15 protein-coding genes and 1 riboswitch are annotated in these 14,566 nt (G+C 63.0%); of the genes, 12 read left to right on the top strand and 3 right to left on the bottom strand.

Going from position 1 to position 14,566, the window contains the following annotated elements:
• Positions 1–110: 110 nt before the first annotated feature.
• The 9 genes from AAC691_RS19715 to AAC691_RS19680 all read left to right on the top strand — a co-directional run bounded on the left by AAC691_RS19715 (position 111) and on the right by AAC691_RS19680 (position 7,523).
• A complete protein-coding gene (locus AAC691_RS19715) occupies positions 111–1,403 on the top strand; it encodes a site-specific integrase (protein ID WP_342628191.1) in 1,293 nt (430 codons plus the stop codon).
• A 117-nt stretch (positions 1,404–1,520) separates the two neighbouring features.
• Positions 1,521–2,132 carry a hypothetical protein gene (locus AAC691_RS19710; RefSeq protein WP_342628190.1) on the top strand — a complete coding sequence of 204 codons (612 nt, stop codon included), beginning with the start codon at positions 1,521–1,523 and terminating at the stop codon, positions 2,130–2,132.
• A gap of 95 nt (positions 2,133–2,227) precedes the next feature.
• On the top strand, positions 2,228–2,473 hold the full coding sequence (locus AAC691_RS22385; protein WP_408906022.1) for a helix-turn-helix domain-containing protein: 246 nt from the start codon (positions 2,228–2,230) through the stop codon (positions 2,471–2,473).
• Positions 2,474–2,635: 162 nt separating this feature from the next.
• Positions 2,636–4,570 carry an AAA family ATPase gene (locus tag AAC691_RS19705; RefSeq protein WP_342628189.1) on the top strand — a complete coding sequence of 645 codons (1,935 nt, stop codon included), beginning with the start codon at positions 2,636–2,638 and terminating at the stop codon, positions 4,568–4,570.
• 294 nt (positions 4,571–4,864) lie between these two features.
• Complete coding sequence (locus AAC691_RS19700; RefSeq protein ID WP_342628188.1) at positions 4,865–5,038, top strand: hypothetical protein; 174 nt, start codon at positions 4,865–4,867, stop codon at positions 5,036–5,038.
• Positions 5,035–5,457 (top strand): hypothetical protein, encoded by a 423-nt coding sequence (locus tag AAC691_RS19695; protein ID WP_342628187.1) that lies wholly within the window; start codon positions 5,035–5,037, stop codon positions 5,455–5,457. Before AAC691_RS19700 ends, AAC691_RS19695 begins: the two co-directional genes overlap by 4 nt.
• Positions 5,454–5,930, top strand: a complete 477-nt coding sequence (locus AAC691_RS19690) for a hypothetical protein (protein ID WP_342628186.1) — start codon at positions 5,454–5,456, stop codon at positions 5,928–5,930. Before AAC691_RS19695 ends, AAC691_RS19690 begins: the two co-directional genes overlap by 4 nt.
• Before the next feature lie 48 nt (positions 5,931–5,978).
• Positions 5,979–6,290, top strand: a complete 312-nt coding sequence (locus AAC691_RS19685) for a hypothetical protein (protein WP_342628185.1) — start codon at positions 5,979–5,981, stop codon at positions 6,288–6,290.
• Between the two features lie 156 nt (positions 6,291–6,446).
• The gene (locus tag AAC691_RS19680) at positions 6,447–7,523 is read left to right on the top strand and encodes a purine nucleoside permease (protein ID WP_342628184.1); all 1,077 of its coding nucleotides are present in this window, start codon (positions 6,447–6,449) and stop codon (positions 7,521–7,523) included.
• An 84-nt stretch (positions 7,524–7,607) separates the two neighbouring features.
• Here the strand turns inward: AAC691_RS19680 and AAC691_RS19675 are convergent, their stop codons facing one another.
• Positions 7,608–8,288 carry an NnrU family protein gene (locus tag AAC691_RS19675; protein ID WP_342628183.1) on the bottom strand — a complete coding sequence of 227 codons (681 nt, stop codon included), beginning with the start codon at positions 8,286–8,288 and terminating at the stop codon, positions 7,608–7,610.
• 211 nt (positions 8,289–8,499) lie between these two features.
• On the opposite strand from AAC691_RS19675, the gene AAC691_RS19670 reads away from it, so the two are divergent.
• Together AAC691_RS19670 and AAC691_RS19665 are read left to right on the top strand one after the other, a co-directional pair.
• The gene (locus AAC691_RS19670) at positions 8,500–8,802 is read left to right on the top strand and encodes an urease subunit gamma (protein WP_342628182.1); all 303 of its coding nucleotides are present in this window, start codon (positions 8,500–8,502) and stop codon (positions 8,800–8,802) included.
• Between the two features lie 46 nt (positions 8,803–8,848).
• The gene (locus tag AAC691_RS19665; RefSeq protein ID WP_342628181.1) at positions 8,849–10,471 is read left to right on the top strand and encodes an amidohydrolase family protein; all 1,623 of its coding nucleotides are present in this window, start codon (positions 8,849–8,851) and stop codon (positions 10,469–10,471) included.
• On the opposite strand, the gene AAC691_RS19660 is transcribed toward AAC691_RS19665, so the two are convergent.
• Positions 10,456–11,802 carry a voltage-gated chloride channel family protein gene (locus tag AAC691_RS19660; protein ID WP_342628180.1) on the bottom strand — a complete coding sequence of 449 codons (1,347 nt, stop codon included), beginning with the start codon at positions 11,800–11,802 and terminating at the stop codon, positions 10,456–10,458. The two genes, AAC691_RS19665 and AAC691_RS19660, sit on opposite strands and share 16 nt — an antisense overlap.
• Before the next feature lie 121 nt (positions 11,803–11,923).
• Positions 11,924–12,005: riboswitch (Fluoride riboswitch) on the bottom strand.
• Between the two features lie 113 nt (positions 12,006–12,118).
• Positions 12,119–13,540, bottom strand: a complete 1,422-nt coding sequence (locus AAC691_RS19655; RefSeq protein ID WP_342628179.1) for a PLP-dependent aminotransferase family protein — start codon at positions 13,538–13,540, stop codon at positions 12,119–12,121.
• A gap of 56 nt (positions 13,541–13,596) precedes the next feature.
• Here AAC691_RS19655 and AAC691_RS19650 point away from each other — a divergent pair, with 56 nt between their 5' ends.
• Complete coding sequence (locus AAC691_RS19650; RefSeq protein ID WP_342628178.1) at positions 13,597–14,556, top strand: DMT family transporter; 960 nt, start codon at positions 13,597–13,599, stop codon at positions 14,554–14,556.
• Positions 14,557–14,566: the final 10 nt, after the last annotated feature.

The following is a 14,566-nucleotide window of genomic DNA, read 5'->3' as shown; positions in this document are numbered from 1 at the left end:
AAGCAATATCAGTAGATAATAAGATCATCCGTTCGTTTTCGTTCGGATCGACTTGCGTTTGGTCGCATTTTATATGTATGTCCGTATGTAGGAGTATATCAGGGACAGCCATGCGCGGGCGACAGCCAAAGACTAATTGGACAAACCTCGAACTCGGGAAGTCGATCAAAGACATCAGGGCGAAGGTCTCGGGGACGAAAAAGCGCGTTCGCAAGTGTCTCGGCGGAGCATTATATCTGCAAGTCGGCGCGAATAGCGTGTCATGGGAACATCGCTATGGTGTCCGCTGGCATGGGTTGGGGTCGTATCCCGAGATCGGGCTAAAAGAGGCCCGTGAGATGGTCCTGGCAGCCCGCCGCCAGCTCCGCGAGGGCAAAGACCCTATCGAGGAACGCAGGGCAGCCAGGCGCGCCGCACAGATTGAACGTGACACCACGTTTCGCATTGTGGCCGGGCAGTATATCGAGGCGAAAAAGGCCGGGTGGAAGAACGCGAGGCACACGGCGCAGTGGCCTGCCACGCTGGAAAAGTACGTTCACCCCATCATGGGCGATAAGCCTGTAAACGCCATAACCACGGATCATGTGCGGCAGGTGCTCGATCCCATATGGCATGAGAAGACGGCGACCGCGTCCAACGTCCGAAATCGCATCGAGATCGTGCTGGATTACGCCAAATCTCTCCACATGCGAGAGGGCGAGAACCCGGCCCGCTGGAAGGGCCACCTACAAAACGTCTATCCCGCACCTGGGGCGATCCGCAAAGTGTCGCACCACGCCGCCATCCCCTGGGCTGATCTGCCCCTTGTCATGTCCAAGCTGGCCGAGAGCGATGGCATGGCGGCGTTGGCGTTGCGCTTCTTAGTGCTGACTGCCCTTCGCTCCAGCGAAGTCAGGGGAGCAAAGTGGGGCGAAATCGACTTGGACAAGAAGACCTGGACCATTCCGGCCGAGCGCATGAAGGGGCGGAAGAATCAAGGTCAAGAGCACTGCGCCCCGCTGTCTGATGCCGCCATCGAGATTCTGACTAAGGTAGCTCTGCTGGGAAACAAGCCTGACCGGCTTGTGTTCCCCAGCCGTTCGACGGGCAGAGCCCTGACTGATGTCGCTCTATCCCAAGCCCTGGGGACCGCCGGCGCTGGTGCGTATACCGTGCACGGCATGCGGTCCACCTTTTCCGATTGGGCGGAAGAAAAGACCAGCTATCCCAGCGAACTGCGCAAGATTGCCCTGGCGCACGTAAACAAGGACAAGGTCGATTCAGCATATGCCCGGTCCCTCCTTGTGGAGAGGCGGCGTCCCCTAATGCAGGATTGGGCTGACTACGCAACCGGCCCTGTTGCAGCCGTGAAACCGCGCGCCAGGCGGGTAAAACGCGTCCCCGCTCGGGAAGGACGGGGATAGGCGTGGACCGGCCCCCAGCCCCCGCAATTCGCGCCAGAAGGGTAAATACAAAAAAAGAGCCGGACGGTGGGCGTCACCGTCCGGCACAAGTTTTCGCCGTCTTAGAGAGGAACACTCATGGCCGAGCTCAAGGAAAGCGTATCAAATTCCGAAGTGTCCGCGCAAGCGGATTCTGATAATGAACTATTATCCAAGATTGAATTCGAAATAAAAAAAATTTCATCTCACTATCTAGACTTCGTGACGGCCAACACGCAACATTTAATAATGGTTGCGCCACACAGAAAGGACTCATCAACCAGCAAGATACTGTCACCCAGCAAAGCAGATAGCAAAAAGGTCCAGGCGGTCCGCGATGCTGCCCTAGAATTGCAGAAAGCATTGAAGGCGATGCCCGCAGACGACCCGGCAATGATATTGAGGCGACATGTTGAGCAAGAGCTTGCCTCCTTGCTGATCGCGCTTCGTCCGCCCCCTGCCCACGCTGGACGGGGCAGGCCGAGAAATGACGCTGCGGCATACTTCACAGACGAAATCTATCAGGTGTTCATGCTGCACACTGGCACCAAGCCAACCATGGGGACAAGGCCGGCCGGGGAGGACACAAGCGAGCCATATGGCCCGTTCTATGACTTCGTGACCAAGCTATTCGGCATTTTCGGGGTCAAGGCCAGCGCCGAGAATCAAGCCAGGGAGGCCATCGCACGTATGGAGAAAAAACTGCAATAGCCGATATTTTTCTCCATAAGTACATCGTTGACGAAGCAGAGCAATTCGCATTTCTGTGTGTATTGACAAAAGACATTACATAGGAGAGCGACGCAATGCTTGAACCACTCGTCTACAGGACCAAGGAATGCTGCGATTTACTTCGGATCAAACCGACCACTTTTTGGAAGCTGGTCAAAGAAGGGAAGCTCGAGGCCCGCAAGCTCGGCGGCGTGACCGTTGTCCCCGCCGGGAGCTTGAAGCGCTTTGCGGAGAACCTCCCTCCTGCGGCGAGCCCCTGGGCGGCATATCGCGCCGCGCCAAGTGTTGAGGTTCCTACCTCATGGCAGGCCCCATCGTAGGTCATGCCGCCTGAAACGCGAAACCCCGTCAGTGGCTAGCTGACGGGGTTCAGGCAACTCAGTCTTGTAGGGCCAAAGCAGCAAAGTTTGGAGGACACTTGCTGAATTGAACCTACCAAGAAGGGTTGTTTTTCACAACTCTTTTTTTGTGGTTTTCTATAAATGTTGACGCTCAACACTGATTCTTTGGCTCCTGATGCGGAAGCTATCGAGTCGTTCCTCCGCGACTGCGTTAAGGATTCTATTCAGCTTTTCGCTGCCCCAGGTGATGGGTGCCAGTGGTCCCCTCCGCTGGGGCGCTGGTTCGGCGGTGATGCGGAAGCCGCCACACGCTGGGCGGCGGATCAAAACACCGCTGGCATGAACGTGTATTGGTCGGTCAACGTCACGCAGGAGGGCCTCCATAGGAAGACAAGCAAGGCCGACATCGTGGCGGCTCGCTTCCTTCACGTTGACATAGACCCAAACGTCGCAGATTGGGACAAGAACGCCACGCGCGAAAGTCTTTGCTCTGCGAAGGTGCCCCCAGGCTTCGTCATCGACTCAGGCGGCGGGCTGCAAGCCTTCTGGCTGATCGACCCGACAAGAGATGCCGACGACATTAAGGTCGGCGGTTGGGTTGAGACCAATAACCGCGCCCTCGCCGAGCAGTATGGCGGGGACCGCGCGTGCCACAACATCGACCGGGTGATGCGGCTGCCCGGCACGGTCAACCATCTCGACAACGCGGGGAAGAAGCGGCAGCGCGGTCGCAATAAGGCGATGGCGTCGCTGCTTGTGCATAACCGCGATGCTCAACCGATAGCGCTGCCGCGAGAGGCCCAGGCACCTGCGTCCCCCTCCGCTGGGGTAACGGTATCCCGTGCCGGACCGGACTACCTTGACCCACCGCCAAGCGCCAAGCTGAGGCGGATGATAGAGGACCCCGATGCAGCGGACCCGGCGAAAGGGGATCGGTCATCGCGCGTCTATGGTGTCGCGTGTGAGATGGTCAGGCAATTCTACAGCGACGAACAGATAGCAAGTGTACTGTCCAACCCGTCGCTGCCGATCTCGGCCCATTGCATTGAACAGGGCGGCATAGCCGCCGCGATGCGTCAGGCCGAGAGGGCTCGAAAACACATCTTACAGACGGCAAAGAGAACAGGGGCATCTCAGCCTGATATTCCCAAGGTGATTCCTGTCCCGATTACGGGGGCAGACTTCTTGCGCAAGGAGATTCCTCCGCGCGCGCTGCTGCTCGATCCTTACCTTCCGGCGGAAGGGATTGCGATGCTGTATGCACCGCGTGGCATCGGGAAGACCTGGGCAGCCCTGTCAATCGCCTACGCCGTAGCGTCGGGGTCAAGCGCGCTGAAAGGCACAGCGCCCGCACCACGCCGGGTTCTTTACCTTGACGGCGAAATGGCGGCGGCGGACCTGCAAGAGCGATATAGGAAGGTGGTCATTGGGTCGGGGGCAATCCTTCCCGACGATGCGTATTTCAGATTTCTGCCCAACGGCCTTTACCGTGATGGTCTGCCGGACCCAGCCTCAGCCGAAGGCCGCGAATGGATTGAGGACCTCGCGCAACACGTATCGATGGTGGTGTTTGACAACATAAGCAGCCTGTTCCGTAGCAAGGAAAATGATGCTGATGACTGGCAGCTATCCCAGGATATGCTCTTGTCGCTGCGTCGCCGGGGCATCTCGTCCCTATTAGTGCACCACGCTGGCAAGGCCGGGCAGCAGCGCGGCACTAGCCGTCGCGAGGACGTGGCCGATACCGTCATAGCCCTGCGCCGCCCTGACGGCTACGAGGCCGCAGAGGGGGCAAAATTCCATTGGTACTTCGAGAAGGCGCGCGGCTTCATGGGGGACGAGGCGGCGCCGTTTGAGGCGCGGCTCGAGACGAAGGGGGATGGCGTGGCCTGGCAGACCTCCCCAATCGTCAAAACGGCGAAAGAGCTTGCCATCGATATGCTTGAGGCGGGAAGAACGCCCAAAGAGGTTATCGCGGCAACCGGAATGTCGAGTTCGTCGGTGTACTGGCTGAAGGACAAGGTTGCCTTACAGCGTAAGGGCGAAGAGATGGCCAACAGGATAATGCCACATTAGGTCGGCCCACATAGGGTTCGAATTCCAACTTCCAACCCCCTAGGGGTTGGAATCTTGGAACGTAATGAAATCAATGACTTAACCAAAGAGCGTTTTGCTTTCTTGGAATGCGCAATTCCAACCATTCCAAAGAGGTTGGAAAGAGTTGGAATTGGTTGGAATAGAAGTTTGTTGTTTACATTTCTAATATTGTTTTAAACATCACAGAAAATCTTCTTGATGTGAAAGAAATACACAGTTAGTATAACAACGATATCGATCCTTATAGGTCGTCATGAAACGGAGACACATATAATGGCCGAGAAAACCAAAGCTATTTCTCTTAAACTGCCGGAATCCCTTGTCACTGACCTCGATCTCATTGCCGCTATGGAATGGGGGAGCCGGTCGAATGTCATCCGCACGATTCTGAAACGGGCGGTTGTAGTCATCAAGAATCGCTATGAAGAGAAGGAGATGAAAGCATGAGTGGGATATCGGTGGCGCAGGCCGAAGAGATGCTCAGGCAAGCGAGATTCGCTGAGGAACAAAGAGCCCTGAAGGAGAAGGCGGCCATAGTGGCTGCGAAGGCCGAGCAGGATCGCCAGATGAAGGCAGCCCTGAAGCTCGTCGAACAGCGCAAGTTGGAGGAGCGGCGGGAAATGCTGGTGGCCTCTCTGACGGCCCAGGGGAAGGTCGCGCCCGAGGTAGTCAAGGACATCACCGGCCGCACGATCACCAAATGGATCGGCTCACCGAGGGGCGCTTTCGGTCCATTTATGGAGCGGCCCAATAAGGCGTCGATGGTTGAGGGGGACAAGCAGCGCAGCGCCGAAGCCAGACAGCAGCGTGACCAGGCGGCATATGCGGCCTTGAGGCGGGAAACCCTTGCAGGAGGAAACCGATGAGACTGCAAACCGCAGAGGATTTCTGCGCCTTCCCCCTCAAGTTCGAGGCACCGCCGGACTACGGGCGAGGACTGTCACGCCAGCAGCTTGGCAATATGTGTTGTTACACCACAACACAGGCTTTGCAGAAGTGGACTAATATGCGCAAAATTGGGGCTGTTCTCAAATCGCAAAGGGCGTCCCTATGGCTGCGCGACGTTGCTGCCGATGCTGGCAGCCTCGCGCGCCGTTATCCGGATTGCTACCTCGCATTATTCCATGACGGTGATGCTGAACAGCCCGGACGCATGATGCTGATGCTTTGGAAGGCCGATGAGCAACCTTTCGTCCCTCACGCGTTCTGTTACGCCTTCAAAGGGGACGCCGCCGACGCCCCTGACGAACTGGGCTGGCCGTATCTGATCTACGCTGAGTATCTACGGCAGCAGGATTTGGAGCGTGCCGAGGAATGTTGTCCGCCCACCATCAACTGAATTAGGCAACATGATGGGCAAAGTGACCTCGGTTGCCCTGGTGCCGCGATGAAACACGACAAACTGAACGGCGGCTCACGCAAGGGCATCCCGAACAAGGCGACAGCGGCGCTCAAGGGCATGGTGCTGGGGGCGCTGGATGAGCTAGGCGGCCAGGCATGGCTTGTGGAGCAGGCGAGGCGCGACCCTGCCCTCTTTATGGCCCTGCTCCATAAGATGCTGCCAGCGTATGCGGTCGCGGCAGCGGATACGGGTCCAGTTCTGCGGCTGGAAGAGATGACCGACGAGCAGCTCCATGCCCTCGCCGGGGTACCGATGCCGGGGGAACCTCCGATCATCGAAGGTGTCTTGGAAAAGTGACCCGCTTCTCTGCCTTCGGATTGGGCCGGAGTCGTTCATCTCCGGTCGCCGTCTAAGTGTATGCGCATGTGTACGTTACACGATCCGCAACGAAATTTTATCGTGTTTTATCAGTGTCTTATTTGGTATATGTTGGGGGATATGTTGGAGTCCGACATGAGAAGGAACGATCGTTGGCGTGCGGGGCGCGGCGCAGTGTCCGGCCTGGCTTGCCTGCTGGCCATCGGGCTTGTCCCGACGGCGCGGGCGGCCGAGGACGTGAAAATGGTCGTGGTTGCCAATTGGGAAAACGGCGCGGATCGCGGCGACGCGCCGGGCGAGTATCAGGACTGGGTCGAGCGCGAGCATCTGGACCAGACCGTTCCGGTGCGCGGGGCGCCGGACGTGGTGCGGCGGAACGCGGACGGGCTGTACGGGATCGTGCTGCGGCATGGCGTGACGGACCTGGCGGCGTTCGTGCTGGATCCGCGTTTCGATTTTCATAAAACTTACTGGCTGTTTACCGGAATATCCGGTGTCGATCCGCATGCGGCGTCGGTCGGCAGCGTCGCCTGGGCGCGCTGGGTGGTGGATGGCGACGCGCTGCGCGAGATCGACGACCGGACCGTTCCGAAAGGCTGGCCCTATGGCCTGTATGCGATCGGCGCGTCGCGTCCCGACACGCTGCCGGAGAATCCGAACCATTACGGGTCGGTCACCGATGTCGCGGAACTGAGCAAGGCCTATCCGCTGAATCAGGGGCTGGCGCGCTGGGCCTATGCGCTGAGCCGCACCGCCGCGCTGGCGGACGACCCGGCGGTCGCGGCGCGGCGCGCGGCCTGGACGGGATTTCCGCAGGCGCAAAAGGCGCCTTTCGTCCTGATGGGCGAGACGCTGGGCGCCGAACGGTACTGGCACGGTGCGCCGCGCACGCAATGGGCGGAGAACTGGGTGAAGCTGTGGACCAGGGGCCGGGGCCTGTTCGTGATGACGAACGAGGAGAGCCAGACCTATCAGCGTGAGATGCGCACCCTGGCGCGCCTGGGCTTCGTCGATGCGAACCGCATCATGGTGCTGCGTTCGGCCAGCAATTTTTCGATGCCGCCGCCGGGCATGGACGTGACGCATTCGATGGGGGATGAAGGCCCCGGGCAGGCGCTCGCCTTCGACAACAATGAACGCGCGGGCGCGCCGGTGGTCGCGGAAATCCTGCGCCACTGGGACCGCTATCGCGATCACGTGCCGTCGGAGTGACGCGGCGGACGGGATCGGCGGAATATCGCTGGTCCCGCCTGAATATTTCCCGGATATTTACTGACCCGCCATTCGGCACTGCTATCAGACATGCGGCAGGGGGGACATGCCGAACAGCAGCGGGTGCAGGATCAGCATTCCGCCCCAGAGCCCCAGGGCCAGGATCGGGACGGACCAGCCCAGTTCGCGCGGCGCGAAATGGTTGCGCCCGGCCAGGATGGCGCCGAATGGGACGATGGAGGTGCCGGCCGCCAGGGTGCGCCAGAGGACCGGCTGCCGCCGGGCCAGCTTGGCGTCGATCGACGTCGTGCCCGCCAGCGCCGTCACGCCGAACGCGCCGAAGAAGATGAGCGACGCCGCGTTGCCCGTGCCGATGATATGGACCAGCGCCCACAGCGCGAAACTGCAGAGCATGGGGTGGCGGGTGATGCGCACCATGCCGCGCGGCTGCCATTCCGGGCCGATCGGCGGGCCCAGCGACGTGGGGTTGCGCGACAGGACCGCGCCGGCGAACAGCGCGAACGCGGGCAGCATGGCCAGCACCAGCAGCCAGCGCAGCCAGTCCGGCGCCACCCACAGGCCGCGATAGGGCGCGGCCGCGTAGCTGCGCGCCAGGACGAAGAGGGCAGCCAGCGAAAGGACCGAGAACAGGGTGCGAAATCCCTGGTCGCCAAGCCGGCGGGCGATGGGGTCGCGCAGGCGCGTGCCGGCCAGCCCGATATGCAGCCCGACCCAGATGAGGGCGGTGATGATCAGCGCGGTCATGATGCGATTCCCTCTTCTCGGTCCCGATTTTTTTGATCCCAGCGTGTTTTCGCGACTTGGACGCCTTTCCCGCGGGATTGTTCGCAATGTTATCATTGATAACATAACGCCGCGCGCAAAAATCGACATCACGCGACCGTGAAGCCCGTCTCGGGAAAATCGCGGCGGGACGGCGCATTTAGAGAAGGCAAAGCCGCGAAGAGGATGTGCCGTGTATCTGACCCCGCATGAGAAGGACGGGTTGCTGATTGCCGTGGCGGCCCAGGTGGCGCGCCGGCGCCTGGAGCGGGGGGTGCGGCTGAATTATCCCGAAGCCGTGGCCCTGATCACCGAGGCGGTGGTCGAGGGCGCGCGTGATGGACGCGGCCTGGACGAACTGGCGCAGGCGGGCAGGCAGGTCCTGACCCGCGCGCAGGTGATGGACGGCGTCGCCGAGATGATCCCGGTCATCGAGGTCGATGCGCTGTTTCCCGACGGCCCGAGAGCGGTGCGCGTTCACACCCCGATCCGCTGATGCCGCGCCGCCCATTATGGCGCGGCGTGGCGAGAGGAGCACAGAGATGACCTCGATACCGGCGCGCGCGGAGGGGCGGCGGGACGGCACGGCCGGCCCGATCGCGGGCGACACGCTGAAGCTGGCCGATACCGCGCTGCTGGTCCGGGTGGAGCATGACCTGACGCATCGTGGCGAAAAAGCCCGGCCTGGTCATGGGCGGACGGGACATGCCGCCATCGGCCGGTCGCAGCGCACCAATGCCGAAGGCGCGGTCGATACGGTGATCACCAATGCGGTGATCATCGACCATTGGGGAATCGTCAAGGCGGATATCGGCATTGTCGAAGGGCGTATCGGCGCGATCGGCAGGGCGGGCAATCCGGACCAGCAGGGCGGGGTCGATATCCTGGTCGGGCCGGGGACGGAAATCATCGCCGCCGGCGGGCGCATCGTCACTGCGGGCGGGATCGAATCGCCGATCCACCTGGTCGGTCCGCGACAGGCCGAGGACGCGCTGGCGGCGGGCGTGACCACGATGATCGGCGGCGGTACCGGGCCGGCCACGGGCACGATGGCGGCGCCCGGCACGCCCGGACCGTGGCACCTGGCGCGGATGATCCAGGCGGCGGAGGCGCTGCCGGTGAACCTGGCGCTGACCGGGCGGGGCGATGCGCTGCGTCCCGCGGCTCTGGAGGAAATGGTGCGGGGCGGCGCCGCCGGCCTGATGCTGCATGGCGAAGGCGGGATCACGGCCGCCGCCCTGCAGACCTGCCTGTCGGTGGCCGAACGGATGGATGTTCCGGTGCTGAGTGCCGCCGACATGGAGGACGGCGGCGGGGACCGCGACGGAAAGCCGGTCGAGGACATGATCGCCGCGGCACGCGGCCGGACGGTTCTGCCGATACTGGGCGCGCGCGGGCCCGAGATGTTCCGCCTGGCGGCGCTGCCGAACATGCTGCCGATGAACATTCCGCCGTCGAACATGCAGCATGGCTGGCTCGGCGCGCGGGTCGCGGCCGAGATGCTGCATGATATGGGGGCGCTGTCGATGATGGCGTCGGACAGCCAAGGGCTGGGGCGGGTAGGCGACGCCGTGCTGCGGACCTGGCAGACGGCGCATCGGATGAAGATATTGCGCGGGACGCTGCCGGGCGACCGGACGGACGACAACCTGCGCGTGCGGCGCTATGTCGCGAAATATACCATCAACCCGGCCATCGCCCACGGCATGGCGGACGAAATCGGATCGGTCGCGCGCGGCAAGCTGGCGGACCTGGTGATCTGGACTCCGGCATTCTTCGGCGTGAAGCCCGACCTGGTGATCAAGGGCGGGACGATCATGCAGGCGATGGCGGGCGATGCGCATGGCGCGATCCCGCCCGTGCAGCCGCTGGCGGCGCGGCCGATGTTCGGCGGGTTGGGCAGCAGCCTGGCGGCGGCCTGCGTGACCTTCGTCTCGCAGGCCGCGTTGGCGGACGGGATCGCCGAACGGCTGGAATTGCGGCGGCAGATGCGCGTGGTTTCGAACACAAGGGGCGGCATCAGCAAGAAGGACATGGTGCTGAACAGCGCCATGCCGGAGATCGAGATCGACGCCGAAACGCAGGCCATCCGGGCCGACGGCGTGCTGCTGTCGGGCGAGGTCGCCGAAACCCTGCCGATGCGGCAACGCTATTTTCTGTTCTGAAGGAGGGTCCGCGCGTGCCGCAAGGCCATGCCGCCGGCGATCAACGGATGACGGATCTTGGGGACGCCGATGCGCTGGGAGAGATAGATCCCCGAATGGCCGGAGCAGAGATAGGCGATGAAGCAGCCGACCGCCAGATAGACGGTATCGGCGGCACCGAACAACTCCACGCCCATCAGCGTACAGGCCAAGGGCGTGTTGGCCGCGCCGGCGAAGACGGCGACGAAACCGACCGCGGCCATCAGGTCGACCGGCGCGTGCAGCAGGCCCGCGAGCGTGTGGCCGAGCGCCGCGCCGATGAAGAAGAGGGGCGTGACTTCACCCCCCTTGTAGCCGGTGGCGAGCGCCGTCACGGTGAAGACCAGCTTCCACAGCCAGCTCCAGGTGAAATCGCCGGCTCCGAAGAAGCTGACGATGGCGCCGCCGCCGGGTGCGGCGGGGACGACGCCGAGGCCGAGATAATCCCTTGTGCCGGCAAGGAAGACGAGGACGATGGTCAGAACGCCGCCGATCGCCGGGCGCAGCCAGGCGATGGGGCAGAGGGTGCGGAAGACAGGGGCCAGCCGGTGTACGCCCTCGGCGAACGCCAGGCTTGCCAGGCCGAAGGCAATGGCGGCGAGGCCGACCTTGGCGAGCAGGAGCGGGTCCGTGTGGAACGCGTCGCCCGTGGTGTCGGGAAAACCCGCGAAGCCAAGATGATAGGGGACGTGATGAATGCCCCAGCGATGGCAGGTCCAGTCGGCGATGATCGCGGCGACAGCTACGGGCAAGAGTGCCATGTATTCGATCCGGCCGACGGCCAGCACCTCCAGCCCGAACACCGCGCCGGCGATGGGGGTGCCGAAAACGGCGCCGAATCCGGCGGCGATGCCGGACATCAGGAGAATCCGCACCGCCCGGTCTTCCAGCCGGAACAGGCGCACGAAGCCGCCGGCGATGCTGCCGCCGATCTGCACCGCCGTCCCCTCGCGCCCGACGGAGGCGCCGAACAGGTGGCTGATGACGGTGCTGACCAGGACCAGGGGCGCCATACGGAGCGGCACGCCGCCTCCGGGCTCGTGGATCTGGTCGACGATCAGATTGTTGCCGCCTTCGGCCGACCGGCCGAACCAATGATAGAGGAGCCCGGTCGCGATACCCGCCAGTGGCAAAAGAAAGAGCAGCGATGAGTGCGTGACGCGGTATGTCGTCACCTCATCCAGCAGCCAAAGGAACAGGGCGCAGAGGCTGCCGACGATTGCCGCCATGGGTACCAGCAGGCAGGCCCATTTGAGGGTCGCGCGCAGGGTCGCAGACCATCCGGCGACCAGATGGTGAAAAGAGGCCGTCATATATGTCCGTGGAATATGAATAAGCGCGCGCTCACGCGAGGCGGCGGCCTCGTTATTCTTGCACGACGAAAAAGAGAGGCTCGGCATGACTCGATTCGGACTCCACCCCTTGGTGCCAATAGGCGAGGTAGGAATCATCAGCCCACAGGGGCGGTTCGACCCCGAAAACATGAGGCCCGGCAGAGTCCATTGCCGGATTCAGACTGAACGGAATTGGCAACGGACGTCAAGCGCGCAAAATGCGCCGAACGCAACCGGTCTGGGAAACATCTAAGCGGATCGAGGCGCAGCGCGCCGAGATCCTGTCTTCTTGTGTTCAGACGAGCATGGGATCCGTCAAAGGTGGCGGACGGAGCAACGTCGCGATCGCGGCGAGCCCGTCGTGCAACCGCGTCTCGCTGGGTTCATGGCTGAGGCAGAGGCGGACGGATTCGGGGCCGTCGGCGGGATGCGCGGCAAAACGCTGCGCCTCGGCCACCAGAACGCCGCATCCCTCCGCCGCCAGGCGGAACGTGTCGGCACGCCATCCGGCGGAGAGAGGCAGCCAGATATGGAGGCCATGCGGGTCGGATGCATAGTCAAAATCACTCAGTACGCGCCGGGCAAGACGCTGGCGCCGCGCGGCGGCGTGACGTTGCGCCGCGATCAGATGCGCGGCAGTGCCGTCGAGGATGAGCCGCGCCGCGATTTCGGACGTAACCGGCGGTGTCATCCAGATGCTGAGATTGACCGCATGGCGCAGCGCCGGCCCAAGCTTGCCCGGGGCGCGAAGGTAGCCGACACGCAGTCCCGGCGCCACGCATTTCGAAAGGCTCGTGACATAGATTGTCCGTTCGGGCGCGAGCACGGCAATCGCGACCGGGCGGTCGGGCTTCAACGGACCGAAGACGTCGTCCTCGATCAGGATCAGGTCATGACGCCGCGCGATCCGGGCGATGGCCCGACGGCGCTCATACGACAGCGTCGCGGCGGTCGGGGTCTGCAATGTCGGCGTGAGGTAAAGCGCCTTCGGGGACGTGCCGCAGCAGGTCTCTTCCAGCGATGCGGGGCAGAGTCCTTCGGCATCCATCGCCACGGCGCGGAGTTTCAAACCGAGCCGGTCGGCGATGCCACGCAGGGGCGCATAGCTCAGCGCCTCCACCAGCAGCAGGTCTCCGGGTCGGCAAAGCGCCATCAGGGTGCAGAACAACCCGTGCTGGGCGCCGTTCGTCGCGATGATCTCCTCGGGCGCCGCCTCCAGCCCGCACAGCGCCAGCCAGCGCGCCGCCGCGCCTGCGTGCCGCGAAAGATCGGCATCGGTCTGGTCGTCGAGCATGGCGGACAGCCCGGGTCCCCGCGCGATTTCGTCGAGCACGCGGCGGACATGCGGCTCGGCAAGCCCCGCCAGCGGCAGGTTCCGCGACAAATCGACAGGACCATGACCCTGGCGGCGCAGATCTCCGGCCTCGCCGCCCGTGGGTCGCGACGATGGGACCCGAACAAAGGTGCCGCGCCCGACCTCACCGCGCAGCAGGGCGCGTTTCACCCCCTCGGCATAGGCGCGGCTGGTCGTATTGGGCGACAGGCCGAGCTGCCAGGCGAGCACGCGATGCGGCGGCAGGCGCGCGCCCGCGGGCAAGTCGCCCGAGGCGATGTCCTCGGCCATCGCCGCGATGATCTGCAGATATTTCGGTCCGCGCCGCCTGCTCAGATCGGGATGCCAAATTGCGCGCAGATCAATGTTTTCCTTGTTTCGCATGTCACGAAAGATGCAGTTTTCATAGCAATCGATGCAATGATTTCAGGAACAATGCAATGTCGCCCCACGCCGCCCCGAAGGGCATCGCGCTTTCCTTCGGCTGCCTCGTTCTTCTGGGGATCATGCCCATCATTTCCAACTCCCGCCCCGACGGGGTCGGCGCTCTCGCCTTCGCGGCGGCGCTCTCCGTCTGGCAGGTCGTCTTCGCGGCGCCGGCTTGCGTGCTGGAATGGATACGAGGCGACAGGGGCGTCTTCGGTGTCGCCATTCCCCCGCGCGAGACGGGACGCATGGCTGCCGTCGCGCTGATGACCGGGACGATGTTCGGCCTGTCGACGTATCTCTACGTGCTGGGGATCGAGAAGGCCGGCGCCACGAACGCGGCCATCGCCATTCAGGCCTATCCGCTCTTTGCCATCCTGTGGGAGACGCTGTTCCTCAAGCGGCGCAAGACCGCGGCGGAACTGGGCCTGACGGCGGTCCTGATCGGAACCCTCTATTATCTTGGAACCGGTGGAACGGGACGGGCGGCGACTCTCTCGGTCTGGTTTCTGGCCTCGCTCGCTGTCCCGCTCCTGTGGAGCGTCGCCCATGTGATCATCAAGGAGGAACTGGGCCGCACGCCGGTGACGCCGGTGCAGGTCACCTTTGTCCGTGTTGCGATCTCGACCCTCTTCCTCCTCGCCTTGCTCGCCGCCACGACGGGCCGTTCCGTCCTGCCCGCGCTTGTTGCGGCCGTCTCGCAGCCGACGGCGATCCTTATGGGGCTGGCCTATTACCTGGAACTGATCGTGTGGTTCCATGCGATCCGGCATATCGACGTGTCGCTGGCCAGTTCGATCACGACGCCCTGGCCGACGCTGACCTTGGCGCTCGCGGTCCCCTTTTTGGGCGAGAGGATCGCACCATACCAGATCGGAGCACTTGTCCTTGTCGTCCTGTGCATTTACGGGTTGACCTGGGCCGGGCTTCGAAAAGCGGCCGCCGCGCGGGCGGTGGAAGCAAGCCCGTCATGAATGCCCGCAT

It is taken from the genome of Nguyenibacter vanlangensis, assembly GCF_038719015.1.
Lineage (GTDB): Bacteria > Pseudomonadota > Alphaproteobacteria > Acetobacterales > Acetobacteraceae > Gluconacetobacter > Gluconacetobacter vanlangensis.
Note: the sequence above shows the minus strand (reverse complement) of the source record. Positions and strands in the feature narration are given on the sequence as shown.

Excerpts from the sequence above, each read along its gene's own strand:
- AAC691_RS19660 (WP_342628180.1), bottom strand. The coding sequence starts at position 11,802 with ATGACGGCCTCTTTTCACCATCTGGTCGCCGGATGGTCTGCGACCCTG.
- AAC691_RS19715 (WP_342628191.1), top strand. The coding sequence starts at position 111 with ATGCGCGGGCGACAGCCAAAGACTAATTGGACAAACCTCGAACTCGGG.
- AAC691_RS19695 (WP_342628187.1), top strand. The coding sequence starts at position 5,035 with ATGAGTGGGATATCGGTGGCGCAGGCCGAAGAGATGCTCAGGCAAGCG.
- AAC691_RS19680 (WP_342628184.1), top strand. The coding sequence starts at position 6,447 with ATGAGAAGGAACGATCGTTGGCGTGCGGGGCGCGGCGCAGTGTCCGGC.
- AAC691_RS19690 (WP_342628186.1), top strand. The coding sequence starts at position 5,454 with ATGAGACTGCAAACCGCAGAGGATTTCTGCGCCTTCCCCCTCAAGTTC.
- AAC691_RS19675 (WP_342628183.1), bottom strand. The coding sequence starts at position 8,288 with ATGACCGCGCTGATCATCACCGCCCTCATCTGGGTCGGGCTGCATATC.
- AAC691_RS19685 (WP_342628185.1), top strand. The coding sequence starts at position 5,979 with ATGAAACACGACAAACTGAACGGCGGCTCACGCAAGGGCATCCCGAAC.
- AAC691_RS19650 (WP_342628178.1), top strand. The coding sequence starts at position 13,597 with ATGTCGCCCCACGCCGCCCCGAAGGGCATCGCGCTTTCCTTCGGCTGC.
- AAC691_RS19705 (WP_342628189.1), top strand. The coding sequence starts at position 2,636 with ATGTTGACGCTCAACACTGATTCTTTGGCTCCTGATGCGGAAGCTATC.
- AAC691_RS19655 (WP_342628179.1), bottom strand. The coding sequence starts at position 13,540 with ATGCGAAACAAGGAAAACATTGATCTGCGCGCAATTTGGCATCCCGAT.
- AAC691_RS19700 (WP_342628188.1), top strand. The coding sequence starts at position 4,865 with ATGGCCGAGAAAACCAAAGCTATTTCTCTTAAACTGCCGGAATCCCTT.
- AAC691_RS19665 (WP_342628181.1), top strand. The coding sequence starts at position 8,849 with ATGACCTCGATACCGGCGCGCGCGGAGGGGCGGCGGGACGGCACGGCC.
- AAC691_RS22385 (WP_408906022.1), top strand. The coding sequence starts at position 2,228 with ATGCTTGAACCACTCGTCTACAGGACCAAGGAATGCTGCGATTTACTT.
- AAC691_RS19710 (WP_342628190.1), top strand. The coding sequence starts at position 1,521 with ATGGCCGAGCTCAAGGAAAGCGTATCAAATTCCGAAGTGTCCGCGCAA.